The 24,128-nt window shown below is 58.6% G+C and carries 19 protein-coding genes, 1 tRNA gene and 1 CRISPR repeat array; of the genes, 19 read left to right on the forward strand and 1 reads right to left on the reverse strand.

The features are described from left to right. Position 1: 1 nt before the first annotated feature. Positions 2-77 (reverse strand) — tRNA-Arg (locus HUU60_11155). 65 nt (positions 78-142) lie between these two features. On the opposite strand from HUU60_11155, the gene HUU60_11160 reads away from it, so the two are divergent. The 19 genes from HUU60_11160 (at position 143) to ftsZ (ending at position 21,653) form a co-directional block, all read left to right on the forward strand. Next, positions 143-889 carry a sugar isomerase domain-containing protein gene (locus HUU60_11160; protein ID NUL83263.1) on the forward strand — a complete coding sequence of 249 codons (747 nt, stop codon included), beginning with the start codon at positions 143-145 and terminating at the stop codon, positions 887-889. A 60-nt stretch (positions 890-949) separates the two neighbouring features. Then, on the forward strand, positions 950-2,818 hold the full coding sequence (locus tag HUU60_11165; protein ID NUL83264.1) for a redoxin family protein: 1,869 nt from the start codon (positions 950-952) through the stop codon (positions 2,816-2,818). Further along, positions 2,815-4,062, forward strand: coding sequence for an ascorbate-dependent monooxygenase (locus tag HUU60_11170; GenBank protein NUL83265.1), 1,248 nt, complete (start codon positions 2,815-2,817; stop codon positions 4,060-4,062). The genes HUU60_11165 and HUU60_11170 overlap by 4 nt, the downstream gene beginning before the upstream one ends. Before the next feature lie 143 nt (positions 4,063-4,205). Continuing rightward, positions 4,206-4,703, forward strand: coding sequence for a hypothetical protein (locus HUU60_11175; GenBank protein NUL83266.1), 498 nt, complete (start codon positions 4,206-4,208; stop codon positions 4,701-4,703). After that, positions 4,690-5,568 (forward strand): 16S rRNA (cytosine(1402)-N(4))-methyltransferase RsmH, encoded by an 879-nt coding sequence (rsmH, locus tag HUU60_11180; GenBank protein ID NUL83267.1) that lies wholly within the window; start codon positions 4,690-4,692, stop codon positions 5,566-5,568. Before HUU60_11175 ends, rsmH begins: the two co-directional genes overlap by 14 nt. A gap of 90 nt (positions 5,569-5,658) precedes the next feature. Beyond that, positions 5,659-6,075 (forward strand): hypothetical protein, encoded by a 417-nt coding sequence (locus tag HUU60_11185; protein NUL83268.1) that lies wholly within the window; start codon positions 5,659-5,661, stop codon positions 6,073-6,075. Further along, a complete protein-coding gene (locus tag HUU60_11190; protein NUL83269.1) occupies positions 6,072-7,808 on the forward strand; it encodes a penicillin-binding protein 2 in 1,737 nt (578 codons plus the stop codon). The genes HUU60_11185 and HUU60_11190 overlap by 4 nt, the downstream gene beginning before the upstream one ends. A gap of 1 nt (position 7,809) precedes the next feature. Further along, on the forward strand, positions 7,810-9,255 hold the full coding sequence (locus HUU60_11195) for a UDP-N-acetylmuramoyl-L-alanyl-D-glutamate--2,6-diaminopimelate ligase (protein ID NUL83270.1): 1,446 nt from the start codon (positions 7,810-7,812) through the stop codon (positions 9,253-9,255). Continuing rightward, on the forward strand, positions 9,252-10,574 hold the full coding sequence (gene murF / locus HUU60_11200) for a UDP-N-acetylmuramoyl-tripeptide--D-alanyl-D-alanine ligase (protein NUL83271.1): 1,323 nt from the start codon (positions 9,252-9,254) through the stop codon (positions 10,572-10,574). Before HUU60_11195 ends, murF begins: the two co-directional genes overlap by 4 nt. Positions 10,575-10,578: 4 nt before the next feature. Next, on the forward strand, positions 10,579-11,520 hold the full coding sequence (locus HUU60_11205; protein ID NUL83272.1) for a phospho-N-acetylmuramoyl-pentapeptide-transferase: 942 nt from the start codon (positions 10,579-10,581) through the stop codon (positions 11,518-11,520). Then, positions 11,517-12,812, forward strand: a complete 1,296-nt coding sequence (murD, locus tag HUU60_11210) for a UDP-N-acetylmuramoyl-L-alanine--D-glutamate ligase (protein NUL83273.1) — start codon at positions 11,517-11,519, stop codon at positions 12,810-12,812. Before HUU60_11205 ends, murD begins: the two co-directional genes overlap by 4 nt. Beyond that, positions 12,809-13,933: an FtsW/RodA/SpoVE family cell cycle protein gene (locus HUU60_11215; protein NUL83274.1), complete on the forward strand. Its 1,125-nt coding sequence runs from the start codon at positions 12,809-12,811 to the stop codon at positions 13,931-13,933. Before murD ends, HUU60_11215 begins: the two co-directional genes overlap by 4 nt. After that, a complete protein-coding gene (locus tag HUU60_11220; protein ID NUL83275.1) occupies positions 13,930-15,006 on the forward strand; it encodes a UDP-N-acetylglucosamine--N-acetylmuramyl-(pentapeptide) pyrophosphoryl-undecaprenol N-acetylglucosamine transferase in 1,077 nt (358 codons plus the stop codon). The genes HUU60_11215 and HUU60_11220 overlap by 4 nt, the downstream gene beginning before the upstream one ends. 4 nt (positions 15,007-15,010) lie before the next feature. Then, complete coding sequence (locus tag HUU60_11225; protein ID NUL83276.1) at positions 15,011-17,287, forward strand: D-alanine--D-alanine ligase; 2,277 nt, start codon at positions 15,011-15,013, stop codon at positions 17,285-17,287. Next, positions 17,272-18,108 carry an FtsQ-type POTRA domain-containing protein gene (locus HUU60_11230; protein NUL83277.1) on the forward strand — a complete coding sequence of 279 codons (837 nt, stop codon included), beginning with the start codon at positions 17,272-17,274 and terminating at the stop codon, positions 18,106-18,108. The genes HUU60_11225 and HUU60_11230 overlap by 16 nt, the downstream gene beginning before the upstream one ends. Then, complete coding sequence (locus HUU60_11235; protein ID NUL83278.1) at positions 18,101-18,877, forward strand: DUF881 domain-containing protein; 777 nt, start codon at positions 18,101-18,103, stop codon at positions 18,875-18,877. Before HUU60_11230 ends, HUU60_11235 begins: the two co-directional genes overlap by 8 nt. Further along, positions 18,874-19,230 (forward strand): small basic family protein, encoded by a 357-nt coding sequence (locus tag HUU60_11240; GenBank protein ID NUL83279.1) that lies wholly within the window; start codon positions 18,874-18,876, stop codon positions 19,228-19,230. The genes HUU60_11235 and HUU60_11240 overlap by 4 nt, the downstream gene beginning before the upstream one ends. A gap of 7 nt (positions 19,231-19,237) precedes the next feature. Continuing rightward, entirely contained in the window at positions 19,238-20,479 is a 1,242-nt protein-coding gene (gene ftsA, locus HUU60_11245) for a cell division protein FtsA (protein ID NUL83280.1), read from the forward strand. A 22-nt stretch (positions 20,480-20,501) separates the two neighbouring features. Continuing rightward, positions 20,502-21,653 carry a cell division protein FtsZ gene (gene ftsZ, locus HUU60_11250; protein ID NUL83281.1) on the forward strand — a complete coding sequence of 384 codons (1,152 nt, stop codon included), beginning with the start codon at positions 20,502-20,504 and terminating at the stop codon, positions 21,651-21,653. A 91-nt stretch (positions 21,654-21,744) separates the two neighbouring features. Further along, positions 21,745-24,084: a CRISPR direct-repeat array (repeat unit 36 nt; unit sequence GTTGGGGATAGCGGGTCAACCTCCACCAGGTACAAT). Positions 24,085-24,128 lie beyond the last annotated feature (44 nt).

Genomic DNA, 24,128 nt, shown 5'->3' on the forward strand with positions numbered 1-24,128 from the left:
ATGGCGCCCCCGGCGGGAATCGAACCCACAACCAACGGCTTAGAAGGCCGCTGCTCTGTCCGTTGAGCTACGGGGGCATTAACCCAATTATACTTGGCGGCGGGGTATATTCTTGCCTGAAAGCCGCGCGAAAGGAGCGAAGATGAGCTTGGCCGCCGACTATTTTAGACGTTTGCACGAACAGATCGAGATTCTCCAGTCTCGCTCTCTCGAATCGATCCAGCAAGCCGCCCAAATGTGCGCTCAGTCGCTTTCATCAGGGGGCGCCATACACATCTATGACACCGGGCATCTGGTCTCGCGCGAGTTGGTCAACCGTGCGGGAGGGTTGGCCGCCTATCAGTCGCTGACCTTCGATCTGACCGTCAACAATCCGAACGCCTATAGAGACCGCAAAGGCATGCAGCCCAAGGACGACGAGGACACGATCGCCGATCTGGTAAAGGTCGTGCTGGATCGAAGCCGAGTTCGACAAGGCGATGTGCTGATTATTGGCACTGTGTCGGGCAAGACGGCCATCGCGGTCGAACTGGCTATTCAAGCTATCGAACGTAAAGTGCAAGTCATTGGGTTAACGGCAGTAGACTACTCGTCAAAGCTAAAGTCGGATCACCATAGCGGGCTGCGCCTTTTTGAAGTGGCCGACCTCGTGATCGATAACGCCGCGCCCTATGGCGACGGCATGATGAGCCTTGAGGGAATCGACGCGCCGTTCTGCCCGGCCTCCGGATTGGGAGCCGCCGCGGCTCTGTGGGCCATGACGGCCGAACTGATAGAGATCATGACCCGAGAAGCCAAACCGCCGACGGTCTTTCATAGCATCAACCGACCGGACGGCAAAGAACTTTACGAAAAAAGCATCGAACGCTTTGCCGAATTAGGCTATTGAGGGTTGACGTTGAACCTCTTCGTGCCAGAATCGTAATAAGGAAGCAAATAGGAGCGAGCAATGCGAGCACTTTGGGCGATAGTCGGGCTTACGGCGCTGGCGGGGATTGGATCTGACCAGGACCCAGCGATGAACCGTGCGAACAATGTCTTGAGCGATGTGGGCGGCACGCACATAAAGATCGGCGACCGAATCAAGGACTTCTCGGTCAAGGATGTAAGCGGCAAGACGGTCTCGCTCGCAGCTTTGCGTCAAAAGGGACCGGTTGCGGTCGTCTTTATGGGCACAGCGTGTCCCGTTGCCCAGCGATATACCGTTCGGCTCAATCAGATATCGGCAGAGTATGGCAAGAAGGGCGTTTCGGTGGTCGCTCTTTTCTCAAACAGCGAGGATACGGCGCAGGCCGTCGCCAAGCATTCAAAGGAGATGGGGTACAAGTTTATCGCGGCCAAGGACGAGCGATCGTCCTTGGCCAAGCAGATGGGCGCCACGATGACGCCGCAAGCTTACCTAATCGGCAAGAACGGCGTCTTGCTCTATCGAGGCGCCATCGACGACAACCGATACGAAACCCGCGTTGCCAAGCGCTACCTGAAGGACGCGCTCGATCAAGCGCTGGCGGGTAAATCTGTGAAAGTTGCAGAGGCCGCCGCTTTTGGATGCACCATCCACTTTCCCGATGAGGTGAGCGACGACGGCGTTACCTACTATTCCCAAGTAGCCGCCATCATCCAGGCCAAGTGCCAGCCGTGCCATAGGCCCGGCCAAGTCGCTCCGTTCCATCTGATGAACTATGCGGATGCCAAGCAATGGGCGGCAGAGATCAAAGAGTACACCCAAAAGAGACTAATGCCGCCTTGGAAGCCCGAACCGGGCTTTGGCGAGTTCTTGGGCAACCGATCCCTGACCGAAGAGGAGATTCGGACCATTGCAGAATGGGTCGACCATGGAGCGCCCGCGGGAGACCCCAACGCTGCGCCGCCCGCTAGGCCCTACGCGGGCGAGTGGAACCTGGGCAAGCCGGATTTTGTCGTCGAAATGCCCGAAGAGTTCGAAGTCGGGCCGACCGGGGAGGATGAGTATCGCCACTTTGTGATACCGACCAAGTTCGACAAAGACGTATTCATCAATGCGGTCGATGTGATGCCGGGTAATCCGCGCACCGTGCACCATGTGATTCTGTATGTCGATGTCAGCGGGTCAGGCCGACGATTGGACGCTCGCGATCCCGGGCCGGGCTACAGCGCGTTCGGTTGGCCTGGCTTTATGCCCGCGGGCACATTGGGCGGATGGGCGCCGGGCTTTACCCCTACGACGCTTCCGTCCAACTCGGGCTACCTGCTGCCCAAAGGCGCAGACATCGTGATGCAGGTGCACTACTATCGAACGGGCAAGACCGAGCGGGATCGCTCCAAAGTGGGGCTTTACTTCACCAAAACGCCCAGTCCCAAGGTTGTGCGCGTGGCGCCGGCCATCGACTTTCGATTTCGCATTCCGCCCGGCGCAAAGAATCACATCGTAACCGCACAGTGGACCGCGCCCCAAGATGTGGATCTGGTCGCCATCACGCCGCACATGCACCTGATCGGCAAAAGCATGAAAGTAACCGCCAAGGCGCCCAATTCCGACAAGGAGATCCCTCTGATCTACATCAAGGATTGGGATTTTAAGTGGCAGGACACCTATCGCTATAAGGAGAACATCCGATTGCCGAAGGGGACGGTCGTAACGGCCTCCGCCGTGTACGACAACTCGGCGGACAATCCGCGCAATCCCTCTAATCCGCCTAAGTGGGTCGGATGGGGCGAAAAAACGACGGACGAGATGTGCATCGCGTTCTTGCACATGATGGCCGCCGACGGGAAGGACCTTTCCGGCGTGGAGCAATTCGGGGGCTTAGAAACACAACCAGGGGGAAGAAGAGAATGAAACTGTTGGTTATTGCTGCAGGAGCCGTTGCGCTGGCCGTCGCCTTGAAAGGCGATCCGGCCATAACCTACGCCAAGGACATCGCGCCGATCATCCAAAAGAACTGCCAGCCGTGCCACCGACCGGGGCAGGTCGCGCCGTTCACCCTGATGAACTACGAAGAAACCAAGACCTGGGCGCGCGAGATTAGACAAGTAACCACCGAACGCCTGATGCCGCCATGGAAGCCCGAACCGGGCTTTGGAGCGTTCAAGCACGAGCGCCGACTTGAGAACGAAGAGATCAAAGCGATCGCCAAGTGGGTGGACGACGGGTGCCCGATGGGAGACTTAAGACAGGCGCCCGCACCCGTTAGATACGAGGAAGGCTGGTCTCTAGGAAAGCCCGATTTCATCGCCGAGATGGCCGAGGAGTATGAAGTGGCGCCAACCGGCGAGGACGAGTATCGCCACTTTGTCATCCCGACCAACTTCGACAAGGACGTCTTCGTTCGCGCTTTGGACGTTCAGCCTGGCAACCGCAAGACGGTTCATCATGTGGTCGTATTTATCGATCAAACTGGCATAGCGCGCAAGCTGGACGAGCGCGACCCAGGGCTAGGATACAAGGCATTTGGCTCGCCCGGTTTTCCGCCCACCAGCATTTTGGGCACTTGGGCGCCGGGCTTTTCGCCCGCGGAATCGCCCAATGGAACAGGGTACCGAATCCCAAAGGGCGCCGATATCGTCATGCAAGTGCACTACTACCGTACGGGCAAGGCCGAGCGCGACCGTTCCAAAATGGCGCTCTACTTTAGCCAAGCCGCCGATCCGAAGGAAGTCTTTATGCGCATGGCGATCAACATGCAATTCAGGATTCCGCCCGGTGAGGAAAGGCATCGGGTAGTGGCGCGCCAGTCGATCTTTAGGGATAGCTACCTGGTCGGCATCCTGCCTCATATGCATTTGTTGGGCAAGGAGATGAAGATCACGGCCAAACTTCCCGGCAAGACGGACCCACTGCCGCTTATCTGGATCAAGAACTGGGACTTCAATTGGCAGGACACTTACTACTACCAGCAGCCCATCTTGCTGCCAGCAGGCACGGAAGTGATCGTAGAAGCCGTCTACGATAACTCGAGCAAGAATCCGCGCAACCCGCACAATCCGCCCAAGGCCGTCGGTTGGGGAGAAAAGACGACCGACGAGATGTGTCTGGCGTTCTTGCACTTCTTGCCAGCGTCCAGTTGGAAGCCGGCTGAGTAAGGGGTAGTCGAAAAACTCGAAAGCAGGAGATGTCCATTTTGCCAAGAATTTTTTGGGATGGGAAAAGATTCCCTGTTTGGCACTTGACAAACCCGTAATCGATAGGGTATAGTTCGCTATTCGGGAGTTTTTACCCTGAGAGCATGGCAGACGCATACGGCGGCGGCATCTTGAGGCTTGACGATCGAGGGCGATTGCAGCTCCCTATCGTGCCACAAGTCCACAAGAACTCCTTCTTGATCATGACGCCAGGGCTCGAGGGTTGTATTCAGGTTTTCACGGATGAAAGCTGGAGAGATTTCGTCGCCTGGTTCCAACGGTTGCCCCGCTTCGACCAACGGAAGGTGAAGCTTGCAAGGGTGCTGATCGGCATGGCGCACGAGGTCTATCTAGATGCCCAAGGAAGGGCAGTCATCCCCGAAGAACTTCTCCGGCACGCGAAGGCAGAGGCGCAGAACAAGGACAAGACCAACGATGCCAAGCGCACTGTGCGATTGGTGGGCATGCTCGATCACTGGGAGATCTGGCAAGTCGACCGCTTCAAAGCACACACGGGCGAAGTTTTCCAAGACCCAGAGCAGTGCAAAGCGGAGTTAGAGGCGCTGGAAGCCGCTTCGAACTCGGCAAATGGCGAAGCATAGGTCGGTCATGCCGGTCGAGTGCATGGACGCGCTCGGCCTGCAGCCCGGCTTTGTGGTCGTTGATGCTACGGTAGGCGGCGGCGGCCATGCCGAACTAATACTGGAGCGGATTGCTCCAACAGGCCGATTGATCGGACTGGATTGGGATGATCGCGCGCTCGAACGTGTTGCCCAGCGGTTGGGCGATCGGGCGACCCTTGTCCGATCGGATTATCGTCGGTTGCCCGAGGTTCTGGACGGTCTTGGCATTGATCGCGTAGACGCCGTCCTGATCGATATGGGCGTTAGCATGGACCAATTGGACGATGCGGCGAGAGGATTGTCCTTTCGATACGATGCGCCGCTCGATATGCGGCTACGGTCCGATAGCGAGGAGACTGCGGCCGAAATGCTGGCGAGGATGAGCGCCGCAGAGATCGAAGCGATTCTGAGCCTCTATGGCGAGGAGAGACATTCCGGCCGTATTGCTAGGCGGATAGTCGAGAGAGTGAAACAGGGACAGATGAACACGACAATGGATTTGGTGAGCGCCGTGGAGGAAGCGAAGCCCAGACGAAAGGGCTATCAGCGCATTCATCCGGCTACTCAAACGATGATGGCGGTGCGGATCGCTCTGAACCGCGAGCTTGAAGAGCTGCCGGAGACGATCGAAAGAATCTTCGAGCGGATAAAACCGGGCGGTCGGCTCGTAACGCTGAGTTTTCATTCGCTAGAGGATCGCCCCCTGAAACAAACGATGCGGCGGCTGGCCGATGCGGGCCGCGGCAGATTGCTTTATAAGAAGCCTTTGCGGCCAACCCCGGCTGAGGCCGCCGAAAATCCTGCAAGCCGGAGCGCAAAGTTGAGGGCTATAGAGAAGGCATGAATTAACGCACAAGCGCGCCAATCGACCCGAACTCGATCGTTCTCCGTAAGTTCGATCTGAGCGACGGTCTGCAGCGCAAAGGAGGGAGTCATGGCAGTTGCAGCGCCGCCTCGTTCAGAGGCAACAACTTATCGCACTTCGCCCGCCAGGGCGATCGAGCCCGTCGCAAAGCCGCGACCGGCGCCTCAGAGGCAGACTCGAAAGAGAGCGCGCCGATGGCTTCGATCGGCAATAGCGGTCGCCCTGCTCATCTTTATGGGAGCAGCTACTGTACTTGGCGTCAACCAGCAGGCCGACATTGTCGCCGCTCGAAATCAGGAGTTGGACGGCAAGATTCGGGCGGTCCAGGCCCGAATCGAACGGCTACAGGCGAGCGTCGCATCCGAGTTAGGGCCGGCCAAACTGCCGCTTAAGGCAAGCGGTTTGGGGATGACGCTCGCTCAGGCGGGCGATGCGATTCAGATCGAAATTCTGCCGAGCCGATCGGTCGAGGCTCGAAGACCGTGACGACGCGGCGCCGAAATGCCCGCCGCGAGGCGATCTGGTCGGCAATAGTGTTGCTCGGTTTCTTTGTGCTGGGCGCGCGTCTGGCCATGCTTGCTCTAGGCAGTCAGGATCGGGTTTCCGCAAAGACGCAAACGGTCAGTCTGATGCCCGAAAGGGGCGCCCTCTATGATCGAAACGGCGTGGAGCTGGCAAAGAGCCTCCACTTTGCCGATATCGCGGTCTATGCGCGGAACATCGGTGAGATTCGACCCTATAGCGCTTGGTTAGCGCCCAGAGTGGGCGTGCCCGAGCACAAGCTTGTGGAAATGTTCTCGAAACCGGGCGCCGGTCGAGTCGTGATCGCAAGAAAGATGCCGATCGATCGTGCTTTAGCCATAGTGCGAGAGTACAATGCGGCCTCGCGAAACGACAAGGCGTTCTACCGGTCGCGCGGTCCGCTCGATCTAGAGGAGTACGCGTTGCGCGAGCTTCCTCAAGGCAACTTGGCCATTCAAGTTCTGGGTCTGACGAAGTTTGAGCGGGCCGATATGAAGGTTGTGCCTCTATGCGGCCTCGAGAAGCAGTTTGATAAGGCGCTTTCGGGCACAAAAGGCGTGATGGAAGGCGCCAAGGATCGGCACGGAACATGGCAGTTGAGCTCTATGCAGCAGCGGAAGGAGCCGGTCGATGGGTCGCCGTTGCAGTTGTCTATCGATTCTCGGATTCAGCAGGTTGTAGAGACGGCTTTGGATACAGCCTGCAAAGCGCACCAGCCAGAAGACGCAGTCGCCATCGTGCTCGATCCTAAGACTGGCGAGATCCTGGCCATGGCCAGCAGGCCGACCATCGCCTCGCCAGCAGAAAGACGCGCGCCTGCCGATGTGCATAAGCTTGTAAACCGCGCCACCAGGCTTCAACTGGAGCCGGGCTCTATTCACAAGACCCTCGTAATGGCAGCCGCATTGGAAGAGGGTCTGTTGGGAGAGAACGAAGGATTCTATTGTAGCGGAACTCGAAAGATCGGAAACAGCAAGGTTGGTTGCGCCCTGCATGGCGGCAAACGGGCGCACGGCAAGCTGAACTCGGAAGGCGTATTGGCGCAGTCGTGCAACGTCAGCATGGCGATATTGGGCCAACGGCTAGGGCCCGAAGGGCTCTACAATTGGGCAGACAAGTTCGGGCTACTGGCTAAGACCGGAATCGAGTTTCCCAACGAGAAGCAGGGCATTATGTACCGCCCAGAAAAATGGGTGCACGCCCGCGCGCTGCAATGCGCCGTAGTCTCGTTCGGGCAGGGCTTTTCGGCCACGCCGATCGGTATCGCGGCAGCCTACGGCGCGATCGCGAACGACGGGATTTGGGTTCAGCCGACTCTTTTGAAGCGCGATGTCCCGCCCCAAGGGCGTCAAGCAATCAGCCCTCATACCGCGGCCACCGTGCGTCAATGGCTGCGCGCCGCCGTCGAAAAGGGTACGGGCAAGTCCGGCGCCCATATCAAAGGATTTGCCCTAGGCGGCAAGACGGGCACGGCAGAAGTCTCTGCGCCTGGAAAGGGCTACCTAGAAGGCCAGTACACGGCGTCGTTTGTCGGGCTAGTGCCCGCCGACAATCCGACCGCGGTTGTGCTCGTGATGCTCCACAAGCCCAAGGGCGCCTATTACGGAGGGACAGTGGCCGCCCCCGTCTTTCGCGAGATCGCTCAGTTTTTGTTGGTCTATCAACGCTCGTCTCCGCTCGTTGCGTCAAACTATTAGCATGAAGCTTTCCGAACTGATCGCCGGCATGGATGCAACCCTGGTCGGCGGCGATGCGGAGATTCTGGGCATCGCCATCGATTCCAGGCGCGCGCTGCCGGGCGACCTGTTCTTTGCGCTAAAGGGCAGTCAGCACAATGGGGAAGAGTTCGTTGCCGATGCTATCGCGCGCGGCGCGGCTGCCGTCGTCAGTTCGGTTGCGCGACAGGTTCCGACTGCGATCTGCACCGATCCGAGGGATCTGCTTTGGCGCGCGGCACAACGATTCTATAGCGATCCCACGGCGGACATGCTCTGTATCGGCATCACGGGCACCAACGGAAAGACCTCTACCGCCTACATTCTGGAATCGATCTTGAGCGCGGCGGGGTATCGCCCGGCTGTCATGGGCACCCTGGGCTTTCGATTCGACCAACAGGAGATTGAAACCGGCCTGACGACTCCAGAAGCGAACGACATTCTTCGCTTGATTGCCAAAGCGAAAGCGGACGGCGCCAACGCGCTGGCGATGGAAGTCTCGTCTCACGCGCTCGACCAAAAGCGCGCGCACGGCATCCGGTTCGATGCAGCGGGCTTCCTGAATCTAACCCAGGACCATCTGGATTACCACGGGACGATGGAATCTTATGCCGAGAGCAAACTTGCGCTCTTTACTGATTTGGCAGGCGACTCGTTCGTCAGCGCGATCTGTGTGGACGACGAATGGGGGCGTTGGATGGCCGCGCGGGCGCGAGGCAGGCTGATAACGTGCGGGCTGTCGGGAGATATCCGGGCTGAGGAGATCGAAGCGACGACGCAAGGCATTCGCTTCGTCGTTGCGCATGGCACCGAACGACTCCCTGTTGAAATGAGGTTGACAGCGCCGTTTCATGTTCAGAACGCCTTAGTCGCGGTTGCTATTTCCATCGGTGTTGGGATCGAACGAGATGCGATTGTAGAAGGCTTGCGAACGGCCCCTGCCGCTCCGGGTCGGTTCGAGGTCGTTCGGTCTGCCGATGGGACAACGGCCATCGTCGATTACGCGCACACGCCGGACGCTCTCGAAAGGGCGCTGATGGCTGCAAGAAGGTTGACGGATGGTCGGTTGATCGTCGTATTTGGTTGCGGGGGCGATCGAGATGCGACCAAACGACCGATTATGGGCGAGATAGCGGCACGGCTGGCCGACCGGGCAATCGTTACTTCGGACAATCCGCGCACCGAGGACCCTCGCAAGATTCTGGACGACATTGACAGGGGGATATCGTCTGAGTTGAAGGAACGGCGGTTGGTCGAGGCGGATAGAAGGCGAGCGATAGAATTGGCAGTAGAGATGGCCGGGACGAAGGATGTGATTCTCTTGGCAGGCAAAGGGCATGAGACCTATCAGATTATAGGTACGGAGAAGCTCCCATTCGACGACAAAGCGGTTGTGTCCGACTGCTTTGCACGGAGCGCACGGTTATGAAATCGGTCTCTTGGGAGCAGGCGGCAGAGGCAATGGGCGGTCAATCGTATGGGGCGGGCGCGCCGATTATCGGCGCGGCGACCGACGACCGAGACGTGCGACCGGGCGATCTCTTTTTTGCGATTCCAGGCGCTCGCGTCGATGGACATCAGTTTGTAGAAGTCGCTTACCGGTCTGGGGCCGTCGGCGCGGTTACCCTGCGTCCGATCGGCGACGTGCCGTGCATTGTGGTCGATGACACGGTGGCGGCATTGGGTCGGCTCGGCGCTTGGCAGCGCGACCGGCTGGACATTGCCGTGATCGGCGTTACCGGCAGCGCGGGCAAGACGAGCGTCAAAGAGATGATTGCGGCAGCGCTTGGTGCCGCGAAGAACGAAGGCAATTTGAACACCGAGATCGGCGTGCCCGTAACGCTCTGTCGGCTGTCGGGCGACGAGAAGATCTTGGTTCAGGAAATGGCAATGAGGGGCCGAGGACAGATCGCCGAACTGTGCAGAATCGCAAAGCCAATAGTAGGCGCGATTACGAACATCGGCTGGTCGCATGTAGAGGAACTGGGTTCGAAGGACGAGATCGCCGCGGCCAAGGCAGAGCTTTTGGAGGCTCTGCCTGCCAACGGTTTGGCCGTGCTGCCCAGAGACGACGACTATTTTGCGTTTTTGAGATCGAGGGTTCCGTGCCGCTGGGTTTCGTTCGGTAGCTCGCCAGACGCGGATTCTCATGTGGAAGCGCTGTCTGATGATCGGCAGAGCGCCAGAATCCGGGTTGGCGGAGAAGAGCACGAAGTTCATTTGCCAGCGCCAGGAATGGCACAGGCGATGAACGCCGCGTGCGCGCTCGCGGTTGCGTGCGGATTGGGCCGTTCAATCGACGTTGACGCTATTGGGCGAGCAACTTTGCCGGACTTGAGGTGGCAAGTTTTGACCTCCCGGCACGGCGCAACGATCATCGCTGACTGCTACAACGCGAGCCCCGATTCCATGCGCCAGGCCTTGACCGAACTGAGTCTGACGGAGGCAACGCGCAAGATCGCCGTTCTGGGCGGAATGCGAGAATTGGGAGAATACTCGCTTGAGATGCACGAGCAGTTAGGCCGGGACGTTTTCAGCGCAGACATCGATCTGCTGGTTTCGGTCGGGGAGGACCTTATCGCCGACGCAGCGGTCGCTGCAGGAATGGAAAGTTGGCGCGTTGAGAAAGTTGCCGATGCAGAGAGCGCAGCCCGATGGCTGAATGAAAACCTGGCAGAGGGCGATGTAGCGCTGATCAAGGGCTCGCGAGCTATCGGGCTTGAAGCGACTCTGAAAGTAGTGATTTAAACGAATGAACTTATACTTTTCGGCGTTGGGCGCATTGGGCGCGGCTTGGGTCTTGGGCAAGCCGATCATCGCTCTTTTGCGCCGACTGGACGCCAAACAGACGATTTACGAGTTTGCGCCCGAAAGTCATCGATCGAAAGCCGGAACGCCTACTATGGGCGGATGGATCATCTTAGTTGCAGTCGCGCTAGCGGTAATTGGGTTGCAACTGCTTGGGTTCTGGCCGACGACCGGAACGCTGGGCGCCGGCGCCTATGTGTTGGGCGTCGCGTTTGCCTTCGCTCTTCTTGGCTTTGTGGACGACTACTTGGTTCGAAGATGGACCGCGCAACGGGGCTTAAGGTGGAAGCTAAAACTTCTGCTTCAGTTTGCAATCGCGGGGTTCGCCGCCTATCCGCTCAATGCGCTGATTGGGCCGATGGCTGTTGCTGCCGGCGCTTTCTGGATCGTTATGTGGGTAAACGCGTTCAACCTGACGGACGGGCTGGACGGGCTGGCCGCGGGATTGTCAGCCATAGCATTTGGAGCGCTCGCAGCGACCTCGACCGATCCCGGCGTTCAGATTACAGCGGTCATCTGGGCAGGCGCGAGTTTGGGATATTTGGTGTGGAACTGCCATCCCGCGCAGGTGTTTATGGGCGACACGGGGTCAATGGCATTGGGCGCCGCATTCGCCCTGTTGTCGCTCTCGGTCTACTTGGAGAACCCGGAACCTCTCCGCCTCTGGTCGAACGGCTTCCTTATCGGAATGGTGTTTTTCATCGAAATCATAAGCGTTGTCGTTCAATTGACAAGCGTCAAGGCGTTTAAGCGCAAGATTTTTCTCGCAACGCCCATTCACCACCATTTCGAAGCCCTCAAGTGGGCTGAGCCGAAGATCGTGGTGCGCTTCTGGCTTGTTGGCCTGGTTGCGGCGTTGGCAGCGATAGGCATGGAGCGAGCATGATCCGGGGACGGTATGCGGTGATGGGCGCTGGGCGTGCGGGGCTTGCTTCTGCCCAGGCGATTGAATCGGTTGGCGGAACAGCCATCGTGTTTGACGAGAGCGACCCGCGTCCGGTCGATTGGCCGGATGTCCGATGGAACTCTGGCATTCCGCCTGATTCAGAAAAATTTGAAGCGGCGATCGTCAGTCCGGGTTTTCGGCGCGATCATCCGATCTATGGCTGGGCGCGCCAAAAGGGTATCGAACTCTTTGGCGAGATTGAGTTGGGCTATCGGCTGGCCCAGTCGCCGATTATCGCGGTTACCGGTTCGAACGGCAAGTCCACGGTTACCGCCCTAACGGCGCATATGCTCAAAGCGGGCGGGCTTGATGCCATCCCATGCGGCAACTTAGCAGGAACGGATTCTGATCGGCCGTTGCCTTTGGCCGCTATCCAAGTGCCAAGCGACTCGATTCTCGTCGCCGAGGTCAGCTCGTTTCAACTTGAAAGCATCATCGACTTTAGGCCAAAGGTCTCCATCGTCACCAACATCGGCCGAGAGCACTTGGATAGACACGCCACCTTTGAAGAATACGCAGCCGCCAAGGCGAGAGTGTTCGAAAATCAGCGCGAAGGCGACCTGGCGATCTTGAGCGAATCGGACCGCGAAAAACTGCCAGAGCCGAAAGCTCAAACTTGTCTGACGCCGAAAGATGTGTATAAATTTATCGGTAAAAATATAGACTTTGAGCATCGAAACGAGTGGTCGCTGGCGGGCTCTCACAACCTCCTGAATGCCATGCAAGCAGCGGTGGCCGCGAGTTTTTTCGGGGCTGCTAAACAAGCTATCGAGGAATCTCTGGTCTCTTATCCAGGATTGCCGCATCGCATGGAGGATCTGGGCGAGATTGATGGCGTCCGTTTCGTCAACAACTCGATGTGCACGAACGCCGCGGCGCTCGAGGCCTCGCTGTCGGCGCTTTCTGGTCCACTGATCGCCATTGCCGGAGGAAAGGAGAAGAACGACGAAACCGACGCCATAGGCCGGATATTGGCCCAACGAGCCCAGCTTTCGCTTCTCATCGGCCAATCTGCTCAAGAAATCTTCAATTCGATGGCGCAAAACGGCGGCAAAGGCAAAGTTTGCGATAACATCGCGCAAGCATTCGAACAGGCCGTTGCCGCTTCAGTTCGGGGCGATACCGTCGTTCTCGCGCCAGGATGCGCCAGTTTTGGAGAGTTCACGAACTTCGAAGAGCGGGGCGACCGCTTCAAATCGCTAGTCCAAGGCCTGAAGGAGCAGAGGAGTTGAAGCGCCCGTTCGCTTTCGATCCCTGGCTACTGATTCTGATCATTGCTTTGACGCTGATCGGCGCGGTCGCTATTCAGTCCGGACATACGGACGCGCTCATCAAGATTCAGCCAAAGGGTGCGTTGGCAACCTATAAGCCGGCGATCAATCACTTGATGTTCGCTCTCATTGGCATCGTTGCGATGGCAGTGATAGCCCGAACTCCTTTCAACTCCTGGCGCAAACTCGCCAGCGGATTCTTGATCGTTACGGTGGCGCTCAATCTTCTCCCGGCGTTCGGGCTCTTTGTCATAGAAAGAAACGAAGCCGCCAGGTGGGTGCAGCTTCCGTTTTTGCCCTTCCAATTCCAACCGTCAGAGATTCTAAAGTTCGCGACTATCGTGCTCTTTGCCGTCGCCTTAGAAGCCTTCGCGCACAAGCGGCTCGCCACCAAGCATTACCTCTATAGCGGGATATGGCTCGTCGGTCTTGCGGCCGTAGCGATCTTTCAGCGCGACTTTGGCACGGCGTTCGTCATCCTGCTTTTGGCGGCGACAGTAGCGTGGGTGGGCGGCATCCGAATGACCTACTTCGCTGCAGCGGTCGCTGTATTCGTGGTTCTGTTGGGGGTCTACTTCCATACTGGCGACGAGTTTAGGAAAGATCGAATCAGGGCTTGGCTCAACCCCGCCTACTCTGTTCAAGGCGTCAACTACCAGCCAAATCGCGCAGTGGACGCCATTGTCTCTGGGGGGCTGTTCGGCAAGGGGGTAGGCAGTGGGCAAGAGAAGCGCAACTACTCCGAAACCTCGACCGACTTTGTCTTTGCGACGATCGCCGAAGAGACGGGGCTGTTCGGCGGCCTGGTTGTTCTAAGTCTGTTAGGCGCGCTCTGGTGGCGGCTGCGGCATATTGCGAGCAAGGCCGATCGCGAGTTTGCCCGACTAGCCATCTACGGCGCTGCGGCATGGATCGGCTACCAAACTTTGCTCAACGTTGCGATGGTTACTCGCCTGTTGCCCACCGTCGGCATTCCGCTGCCATTCATCAGTATGGGCGGCACCAATCTTGTGCTGATAATCGCCCTCATGGGGTTTGCTCATCGCAGTGCCAATCGGACGCTGCCAGAGAACGACCGATGAACGTCGTGGTAACTGGCGGCGGGACGGGCGGCCATCTCTATCCGGCGCTGTGCCTGTTGGCCGAGCTTGAGAAGAAGGGACATACAGTCGCCTATATCGGAAGCCAAGCGGGTCTGGAGGGGCGGACCCAGATGCCGTGCGACTCGACCTTGCTCGATATGTCGGGCATCAAATACTGGACGCGAAATCCCGTGAGAGCCTTCTTTGCGCTCCGACGATTGAGAGCCCAAGCAGAAGAAGCGATCGCGAAGTTCCGAGCCGACATCGTCATTGGCACGGGGGGCTATGTCTCGGCGCCTGCGCTGTCGGCTCAACAGGGGCTTGGCGGTCGATCCTATCTAATCGAACCGGATGCGATGCCGGGCCAAGCCAACAAGCGCCTCGCTGCCAAGAGCAAAGCAGTCTTCTGCGCCTTTGACGAAGCGTTGCCGGTGTTTGGAGTCAAGGCCTCGCGCACCGGTCTTCCCATCCGCCAAGAAGCCCTTCTCAACATCGACCAATCCGCCGCGCGATGCGAACTGGGCCTCAAACCGGATCGATTTACTGTGCTGATAGTGGGCGGCAGCCAGGGTGCCGTTGCCCTTAACGATGCGGCGCTCAATGCGATACAGCGAATAGCGACCGATGGCATTCAATGGCTGCACGTTACCGGTCCGGCCAACTTTGAGTCGAACCGCCAGACAGCGGACCGATTGGGCTTGAACGGCAATTACCATCCCGTTCCCTATCTGCAAGGAGAGCGGATGGGCCTAGCCTACCGCGCCGCAGACATGGCCGTTTCGAGGTCGGGATCGAGCACAGTTAGCGAACTGGCGGCGAACGGACTACCGGCAATTCATGTGCCCTTTCCTGCGGCCGCTCGCGATCATCAACGGTATAATTCGGAAGCGCTTTCGAGCCGCGGAGCGGCGATAACCATGTTGCAGTCCGATCTATCGCCCGAGGCGCTCTCGCAAGTCGTCAACCAATGGCGCGACGATGCCAACGCGCGATTAGAAGCCGGTCGGCGGGCAAAGGAATGGAGCCGGCCAGACGCGGCGAGCCGAATTGTAGAACTGATAACCGAGGGATAAGAGCATGAGCGCCGCGGCGCTATCGCCGACAGGAATTCCGATCAGCGTTACAGGACAGCCGTCCATCGACGATCGCTTTCATCTGATCGGTATCGGCGGCGCCGGCATGTCGGGCATGGCGTTCGCGCTCATGGAACAGGGAGCGCAAATCTCCGGTTCAGATCGAACCGAATCGCCGACTATCCAAGCGCTGCGACAGGCGGGCGCTCAGATCGGGATCGGCGATTGGTCCGGCCTGGTCGCACAGGCCACCTGGATCGTCGCCTCCGATGCGATTTGGCCCGACCATCCTGAGATTCAATGGGCGCTTGAGCGCGACGTGCCTGTATGGCGGCGATCCCAGATGCTGGCTTGGCTCTTAAGGGATAAGCGTTTGATTGCGGTCGCAGGCGCGCATGGCAAGACGACTGCCACCGCCATGATCGCCGCGATCTTGGAACAAGCCGGATTGGATCCCGTCGTTGCGCTGGGCGGCGAGCCGTTGAGAAAGGGGCCTCAGTGGAGAGGCGGTTGGAGAATCGGTCAGGGCGAATGGGCTGTGGCCGAAGCGTGCGAAGCCTACGGCGCATTCTTAGACCTGACGCCCGAGATTGCTCTGGTTACGAACATCGAAGCCGACCATCTGGATCACCACAAGAGCTTTGACGCCCTGAAGAAGAAGTTTCGCGCCTTTATCCAAAGCGCCAGCCGGACGGCCATCGTCTGCGCGGACGACGAAACCGCTGTAAGAGTCGCACAAGAATCGGGCAGGGCGTACGAGACCTACGGATTCGACCAAGGCGCTTTAAAAAGCATCCGACTGGCCGTGCCCGGCAGGCACAACGAACTCAATGCGCTTGGAGCGATCAGCGCAGCGCTCAAGTGCGGTGCGACGATCGACGATTGCAAGAAGGCCTTGGAGGCCTTCTCGGGAACTCACCGTCGGCTGGAGCATGTCGCCGAACTCCAAGGCATTGCCGTCATCGACGACTATGCCCATCACCCGACCGAGATTAGAGCGAGCATCGAGGCGGTTCGAACCAGTTATCCAGATCGCCGTCTGATCGTCGTATTCCAGCCGCATCTTTATAGCCGCACTCGCGACTTTCTTCAGGAGTTTGCAGACGCCCTCGCATTGGCCGATTGGGCCGTCCTGACCGATATCTATCCTGCTCGCGAAACGCCCATTCCCGGCATCAGCGCCGCCGTGATCGTGGAGCGGCTGCACGACTTAGGCAAGAGCAACGCCCGATATGTGCCGGTTCTCAGCAAGATCGCGCCAGTCATCGCGCCGAAGCTCCGAGAATCCGATGTTCTGGTACTGATGGGCGCGGGCGATATTGACAAGGTTCCGGCCCAAGTGGTCCGTCGCTTGGAGCATCGAGACAGCCAACTCCGAATCGCCGTCCTCATGGGCGGCGATTCGGAGGAGCGAGAAGTCAGTTTGATATCCGGGCGCCGGGTGATGGATGCGCTCCAAGAACAGGGATTTGAGACGGTGGCAATCGATCCCGCCAAGCCTGGCGAACTCGCTCAACTCGCGACCGATGGCGGCTTCGATGCCGCTTTTGTCGCCCTTCACGGGCGGTATGGCGAGGGCGGATCGATACAGGGCTTGCTGGACATGCTCGGCATCCCTTACACAGGTTCCGATCCGCTGGCTTCGGCATTGGCTATGAACAAGGCGGCCTCCTTGGCGATTCTTCGCCAAGCTGGATTGACGACCCCCCAAGGTCAACTGGTTCACCGGGGCGACGCTCTGCAAATCGATCCGCCCTGCGCAGTGAAGCCGAACTCGGGCGGTTCCACCTTGGGCGTCTCGATCGTCCGAAACCCCGATCGGCTCGATGCCGCGCTGGAACGCGCATGGGCGCTGGACGAGGCCGCATTAGTCGAAGAGTTGATCGAAGGCGTCGAGATCAGCGCGACTATCCTCGGCTTGGACGATCCAGTCTGTCTGCCGCTGGTCGAGATTCTGCCGCGACAAGGTTTTTATGATTTTCAAGCCAAGTACGAACAGGGCGCAACCGAGGAGATCGTGCCAGCGCGCATCTCGACACAAGCGACCGAACGAGCGAGCGAGGCCGCGCTCGTCGCCCACAAAGCGATCGGTTGTCGCGGCCTGAGTCGCGTCGACATGATCATCCGGGACGACGAACCGGTCATCCTTGAAATCAATACTGTTCCGGGTTTGACCCCGACTTCGCTTGCGCCTCGTTGCGCCGAGGCTGCCGGAATCTCTTTCGGAGAGTTCTGTCGATTGCAGGTCGAATACGCGCTTCAAGCATGGAGCCGAATCTGATGGCCAAGCGGGCAGTCAAGCCGTCGGTTCGAACTCGAAAGCGTCGACGCAGTCATTCTTTGGTCGGCTGGCTCTGGGCGATCGCGGGATGCGTCTTGGCGATCAGCGTATGGGCCGCGCCGTCGTTGCAGCCGATGCGCGCAAGCGTAGAGAACTGCCCAATGGAGGCTCAGCAAGAAATCCGACGACTGATTGCGGGCAATCTAGAAGCCGGTATAGGATGGAACGCTAACCTAAGCGAGTTGGAGCGATCGATAGCCGCTTTGCCGTGGGTCAAATCGGCAAGCGCGAGAGGTCACTGGAGCGGTCGACTGACCACGACGATCGAACCGCGCGTGCCCTATCTGTCTGTACAGAACGGTAGCAGATACCTCTCCATCGATGAGAGCCGCGTCGCCTTCCTCCCTCCTCAAGCCCGCAAGAATCCCCGGCCGATGTTTGATCAAAGCCATCGCCAACTGATCGTCGAATCGAAGGCGAACATCAAGGAAGGCCAGGCGATTCAAGGCGCAGCGACCCGGTTCGCCTTCGACTTTGCAAGGGCGCTGGACCAGGAGAACTTCCCCTTTCCTTACAGCCTCACCATACGAAAAGGGGGGAACATGTGCTTAAATATAAGAGCCAAGGCACAAGATGTTGGGTTGACAACGCGATATGAGATCGGTCTCCCGGACAAACTCTCGGCCAAAGTGGAGGCTGTTCTCAAAACGCTCAACGGACGACCGGTTTCCGGCGGCGCTGTGGAATACGTCAACGTGAGCGCCCCTGACAAGATTACGGTGAAGATGGCATCGCAGGACAGGAGCGAAAGAAATGAGTAACTTTTGGGATCGAGCGCGAGGCAACGGGTTCGCGCCGTCCTTTTTTGTGATGTGGCTGTTGCTTGGAGTGCTATTGGTCAGTGCTCTGAAGGCGCAGCAGAACGTCCGCAAAGACCTTCCCAGTTCGCGCTTTCCCGAATTGGCTCGGGAATACATGGTGAAGGCCAAGACCTTGGAGAAACTGGAAGAGGAGATCCGCCTCTTGCGCGACAAAAGCACAGAGATGGAGAACGCGCTTGCAACGGGCAGTCAAAAGTCTCAGCTGTTAAACGACAGCCTTCAAGAAGCCAAGGTGCTGGCGGGGCTTTCCGCGCTTTCAGGCCCGGGCGTCGAGGTGCTTCTAACCGACAAATCGACCGAGAAGCGAAACGAGGGCGATCCGGCCTTGCTCAACATGTTCGCCATCCACGACTTTGACATTCTCCGCGTCGTCAACGAACTTCGTGCCGCAGGAGCCGAGGCGATCTCGGTCAACGGCCAGCGGTTGGGCGTAAACGGCTGGATACGATGCAGCGGGCCGGTGATCTGCGTCAACGACATTCGCATGGCGCCCCCGTTCAGAATCTTGGCCATCGGAGATCCGCAAACATTGACCGGAGCGCTCAAAATTCCCGGCGGAGTTCTATCCGACATCGAGAACGCCGACCCCAACATGGTCAAGATCATCAGCCATAATCAATTGACGATTCCGGGCTACGCGGGCAGCACCAAGTTTAAGTACGCAAAGCCCGTAACCGAGGCGGTCGCCAAGAACGAGGCGGCTCAGTGAGGGCCGTCGGCCTCATTGGGCTCTTGGTCGGATTAGCGATCGGATATGTGCTCAATGTGCCCATTCCGGCGCAATGGGCGCCCTATATTTCGCTGGCGGCGCTGTGCGGAATGGACGCGGCGATAGGAGGATGGCGGGCCAGCGTCGAAGGTAAGTTCGTACTAGATGTCTTTCTCACCGGCTTCTTGGTGAACGCGCTGTTGGCGATGTTTCTGGCCTATCTGGGAGACATTTTAGGAGTGGAACTGTTGCTGGCCGCCGTCGTAACGCTGGGCGGTCGGATGTTCCTCAACTTGTCGGTGATTCGAAGGTTTTATCTTAATCAATGGGCGCTCAACCGGCGCCAAAGGTAGACGCGATATGGCCTATGTGGTCGGACTAGACATCGGATCGACTAAAGTTTGTTGCCTGGCGATAGAACTGACGGCCTCCGGCTCGCTCCGAGTCGTCGGGCACGGCATTGCGCCTTGCAAGGGCGTACGGCGCGGAACGGTGGAAGACATCGACGAAACCGTACGAGCCGTCCGAGTCGCCAAAGAAGCCGCAGAGACGATGGCGGGCTTCGCCATCGATTCGGCCTATGTCGGCGTAACGGGCGAACACATCCTCTCGACTAACAGCAAAGGCGCCATCGCCATATCGAACGTAACCCGAGAGATCACCGAAGGCGACAAGAATCGAGCCATGCAGACGGCCAAGCAAGTCGTCCTGCCCCCCGACCGAGAAATCCTCCACGCCATCCCGCGGCATTACACCGTGGATGGGCATAAAGGCGTCGCCAACCCGGTCAACATGGCTGCATCGCGCCTGGAGATCGAAGCCCACATCGTAACCGCTGGCAGCGCGTTCTTGCGCAATGCGCGCCGATGTGCAGAGCGAGCCGGCATCGCGCCTGCCGAACTGGTACTGGAACCGCTGGCCGCCAGCATGGCCGTGCTCACGCCCGAAGAGAAAGAAGCAGGCGTCGCGCTGATCGACATTGGCGGCGGAACGGCGGATGTGGCTGTCTTTCACGACGGCTCCATCTTTGGCACGGGCGTTGTGCCGGTTGGCGCGCACCACGTAACCAAAGACATCTACATGATGTTCCGCACCGCCTCTATAGAAGAGGCCGAGCGACTGAAACTGCAATCTGGCTGCGCGCTGATCGATCTGGTCGGCGAGGACGAAGTCGCATCGTACGAAGAGATGTCTTCCAACGCCAAGCGATCAATTCCCAAGAAACTGCTGACCGAGGTGATCCAAGCCCGAATGGAAGAGATTCTCGAACTAGCCAGAGACGAAATCCGAAAGTCGGTTCGCAACGGGGCGCCCGCCGGAGGCATCGTGCTAACGGGCGGAGGATCGTTGCTCAAAGGAACGGTCGAATTGGCCCGCAAGATTATGAACGACCTGCCCGTCCGCGCTAGCGGACCATCGGTCGCGTTGGACGGATACGGCGACCGGGCCCGGCATCCGGGGCTATCGACCGCGGTCGGACTGGCCCTGTACGGCGCAAGCAAATTGAGACCGGAAGAAGCCGTGGTCGAGGTGCGGGATGGCGCCTTGGCCAAGATGTGGAGCAAAGCCGCAAGCGCATTCAAAGGATGGAAGGAAGACTAAACCACACACGGAGGATTGGCACATGGCGGGCAAAAATCGCATTCATCAAACCGAACTAAACTTGGGACAGAAAAAGTCTCACGCGATCATCAAGGTCATAGGCGTCGGCGGAGGCGGCGGCAACGCGGTCAATCGCATGATCGAGGTCGGCCTGCAAGGGGTCGACTTTATCGCCATGAACACCGATGCGCAGGTGCTGGACGTATCGGACGCCGACATCAAGATTCAACTGGGCCAGAACGTCGCGCGCGGCCTGGGAGTGGGCGGCGACCCGACCGCCGGACGCAGCGCCGCAGAGGAAAGCCGAAGCGAAATCGTGGAATATCTAGACGGCGCCGATCTGGTCTTTATTACGGCCGGCATGGGCGGCGGCACGGGCACGGGCGCCGCGCCCGTAATCGCCGAGATCGCAAAAGACTGCGGAGCGCTGGTAGTAGCCGTCGTAACCAAACCGTTCAAGTTCGAAGGCCCCCGACGCGCCCGAATCGCCGCCGACGGCGCGGCCAACCTGCGCGAAAAGGTCGACACCATGATCCAGATCAACAACGACCGATTGGTGGACATTTCGGAACGAACTACCACTCTGATCGACGCCTTCAAAGCCGCCGACGACGTTCTGCGCAGCGGCGTCCAAAGCATCTCCGACATCATCCAAGTGGCGGGAAACATCAACGTCGATTTTGCCGACGTGCGGGCGATCATCCAAAGGGCCGGCACCGCGCTGATGGGCATTGGCAAGGGCACGGGCGAAAACCGAGCGCGCCAAGCCGCCGAAGCCGCCGTATCCAGCCATCTGCTCGACAGCTCCATCCGCGGCGCTACGCGCATCTTGGTCAATGTAACCAGCAGCCGAGACCTGACCGTTCACGAACTCGGCGAGTGCATGGACTACGTCTATCAATTGGCCGACCAGGACGACGCCAACATCATCATGGGGCACGTTTTTGACGAGAACATGATCGACATGGTGCAGGTTACCGTGCTGGCGACCGGATTCCCCACCGGCGCCCCTCTGCCCGAACCGGTTGTGGAGGTCGCGGCTCCCGAGCCCTTTGTGGCGACGGAGGCACGTCGTCGAGGTACGGCCGAGGTTGCGATCGAGGAGCCCTCTCCGGCAGCGCCTCCCAAGGAAGACCGCGAGCTGCCAGCGTTTTTGCGAAGGCAGCGGTTGTAAAGTCTTAAAGAGAAAATAGAAGTCTTGTCCAGAAGGTCGTTGAGCGGACGAGGCGGGCGCGAAGCGGTTGGCTCGTCCGCTCAACGACCTGGTTGGGGATAGCGGGTCAACCTCCACCAGGTACAATCTTCTCGCAGGGTGTATGCGGCCTCGAGGGTTGGGGATAGCGGGTCAACCTCCACCAGGTACAATCAGCCATCAAATAACGAGCCGAACTTGTCTGTTGGGGATAGCGGGTCAACCTCCACCAGGTACAATCTTCAATGCCGTCGCTCGCGAAGCCGTCGCGTTGGGGATAGCGGGTCAACCTCCACCAGGTACAATAAGATGCTCAAAGGGTGTACTACTACTACCGTTGGGGATAGCGGGTCAACCTCCACCAGGTACAATCCGTCTTCCTCGCTCTCGCCTACTTCGGGCGTTGGGGATAGCGGGTCAACCTCCACCAGGTACAATCGCATACGCATACGCACACGCACGCACGCGTTGGGGATAGCGGGTCAACCTCCACCAGGTACAATTCAAGCCGTTGCCAGGCGGCGCGGATTAGGGTTGGGGATAGCGGGTCAACCTCCACCAGGTACAATATAGTATAGCACATATCCGCAAGAATTGCAGTTGGGGATAGCGGGTCAACCTCCACCAGGTACAATGGAAGGTCGGCGGGCTACCCGGCCGCCGCTGTTGGGGATAGCGGGTCAACCTCCACCAGGTACAATTATCTGCAATCTGAGCAGAAAGGACATTCTGTTGGGGATAGCGGGTCAACCTCCACCAGGTACAATTCGAGAGGCTCGCGACCACTCAATTGAAAGTTGGGGATAGCGGGTCAACCTCCACCAGGTACAATTGCCGGCCTCGGCGCGCTGTGCCGTGAGGCGTTGGGGATAGCGGGTCAACCTCCACCAGGTACAATAACATCGACCAGAACGACGACCGAGCGCGGGTTGGGGATAGCGGGTCAACCTCCACCAGGTACAATCGGGCAACAGGTTGGGTAGTCGGTCTCGGGTTGGGGATAGCGGGTCAACCTCCACCAGGTACAATGAGGTCGGCGGTTCCTGTCTGGTCGATCAGTTGGGGATAGCGGGTCAACCTCCACCAGGTACAATAATATTTGAATTATAAACAGACATCAAAGTGTTGGGGATAGCGGGTCAACCTCCACCAGGTACAATCTCAATCATCGAAGTGACGTGCCGGCCTTGGTTGGGGATAGCGGGTCAACCTCCACCAGGTACAATGAGGCGCCTCGACGGCCCAATGCGGTTTCGTTGGGGATAGCGGGTCAACCTCCACCAGGTACAATGGACGGCTTGGCCTCGACCTCGGCCGCGCCGTTGGGGATAGCGGGTCAACCTCCACCAGGTACAATCGATACCCTCTTCTACTTCAGCGTTACCCGAGTTGGGGATAGCGGGTCAACCTCCACCAGGTACAATCCACTGCTTTGCAACTCTTGCAGCGTTATTGTTGGGGATAGCGGGTCAACCTCCACCAGGTACAATCGAACCGTTTTTTTGCGTCCGCCCAGTCGTGTTGGGGATAGCGGGTCAACCTCCACCAGGTACAATGGATTTGGCGGCAGAGATCGCCGCTCGATGGTTGGGGATAGCGGGTCAACCTCCACCAGGTACAATAAACTCCATCAGCGCCCCGTTCGAACCTCCGTTGGGGATAGCGGGTCAACCTCCACCAGGTACAATTATCGCGAAACCGTGCGTTTCATCCCACGGGTTGGGGATAGCGGGTCAACCTCCACCAGGTACAATCCCGCGAGCGCGAGCCCGCCGCCCACCAATGTTGGGGATAGCGGGTCAACCTCCACCAGGTACAATGAGAAATATGACCGGCATCGACCAGATATTGTTGGGGATAGCGGGTCAACCTCCACCAGGTACAATCTCGTTAGTCTCCTCCTCGACCAGTTGGTCGTTGGGGATAGCGGGTCAACCTCCACCAGGTACAATTTGCAAGGCGTGGGAATTGTCGGGAACGATGTTGGGGATAGCGGGTCAACCTCCACCAGGTACAATGTTTCAGGAAATCGAACGGCGCGCTTCCGGGTTGGGGATAGCGGGTCAACCTCCACCAGGTACAATTCGCCCATTTGTGCGCTTCCGGCCACAGGGTTGGGGATAGCGGGTCAACCTCCACCAGGTACAATCAGAGCCCCTGGTCAGCGCTTTGCACGTCTGTTGGGGATAGCGGGTCAACCTCCACCAGGTACAATGAACGACCCGGACTGGATGGTCCGTTTTGCGTTGGGGATAGCGGGTCAACCTCCACCAGGTACAATCACGGGCGCTTCGACGTGGCACGGGTCCCAGTTGGGGATAGCGGGTCAACCTCCACCAGGTACAATCGTTATCGGTCAAATTGCGATACGTGATTAGTTGGGGATAGCGGGTCAACCTCCACCAGGTACAATCTTGCAGAACGGGCGCCCATTGAATCGCCCGTTGGGGATAGCGG

The organism is Armatimonadota bacterium (assembly GCA_013359125.1).
Taxonomy (GTDB): domain Bacteria; phylum Armatimonadota; class Fimbriimonadia; order Fimbriimonadales; family GBS-DC; genus JABWCR01.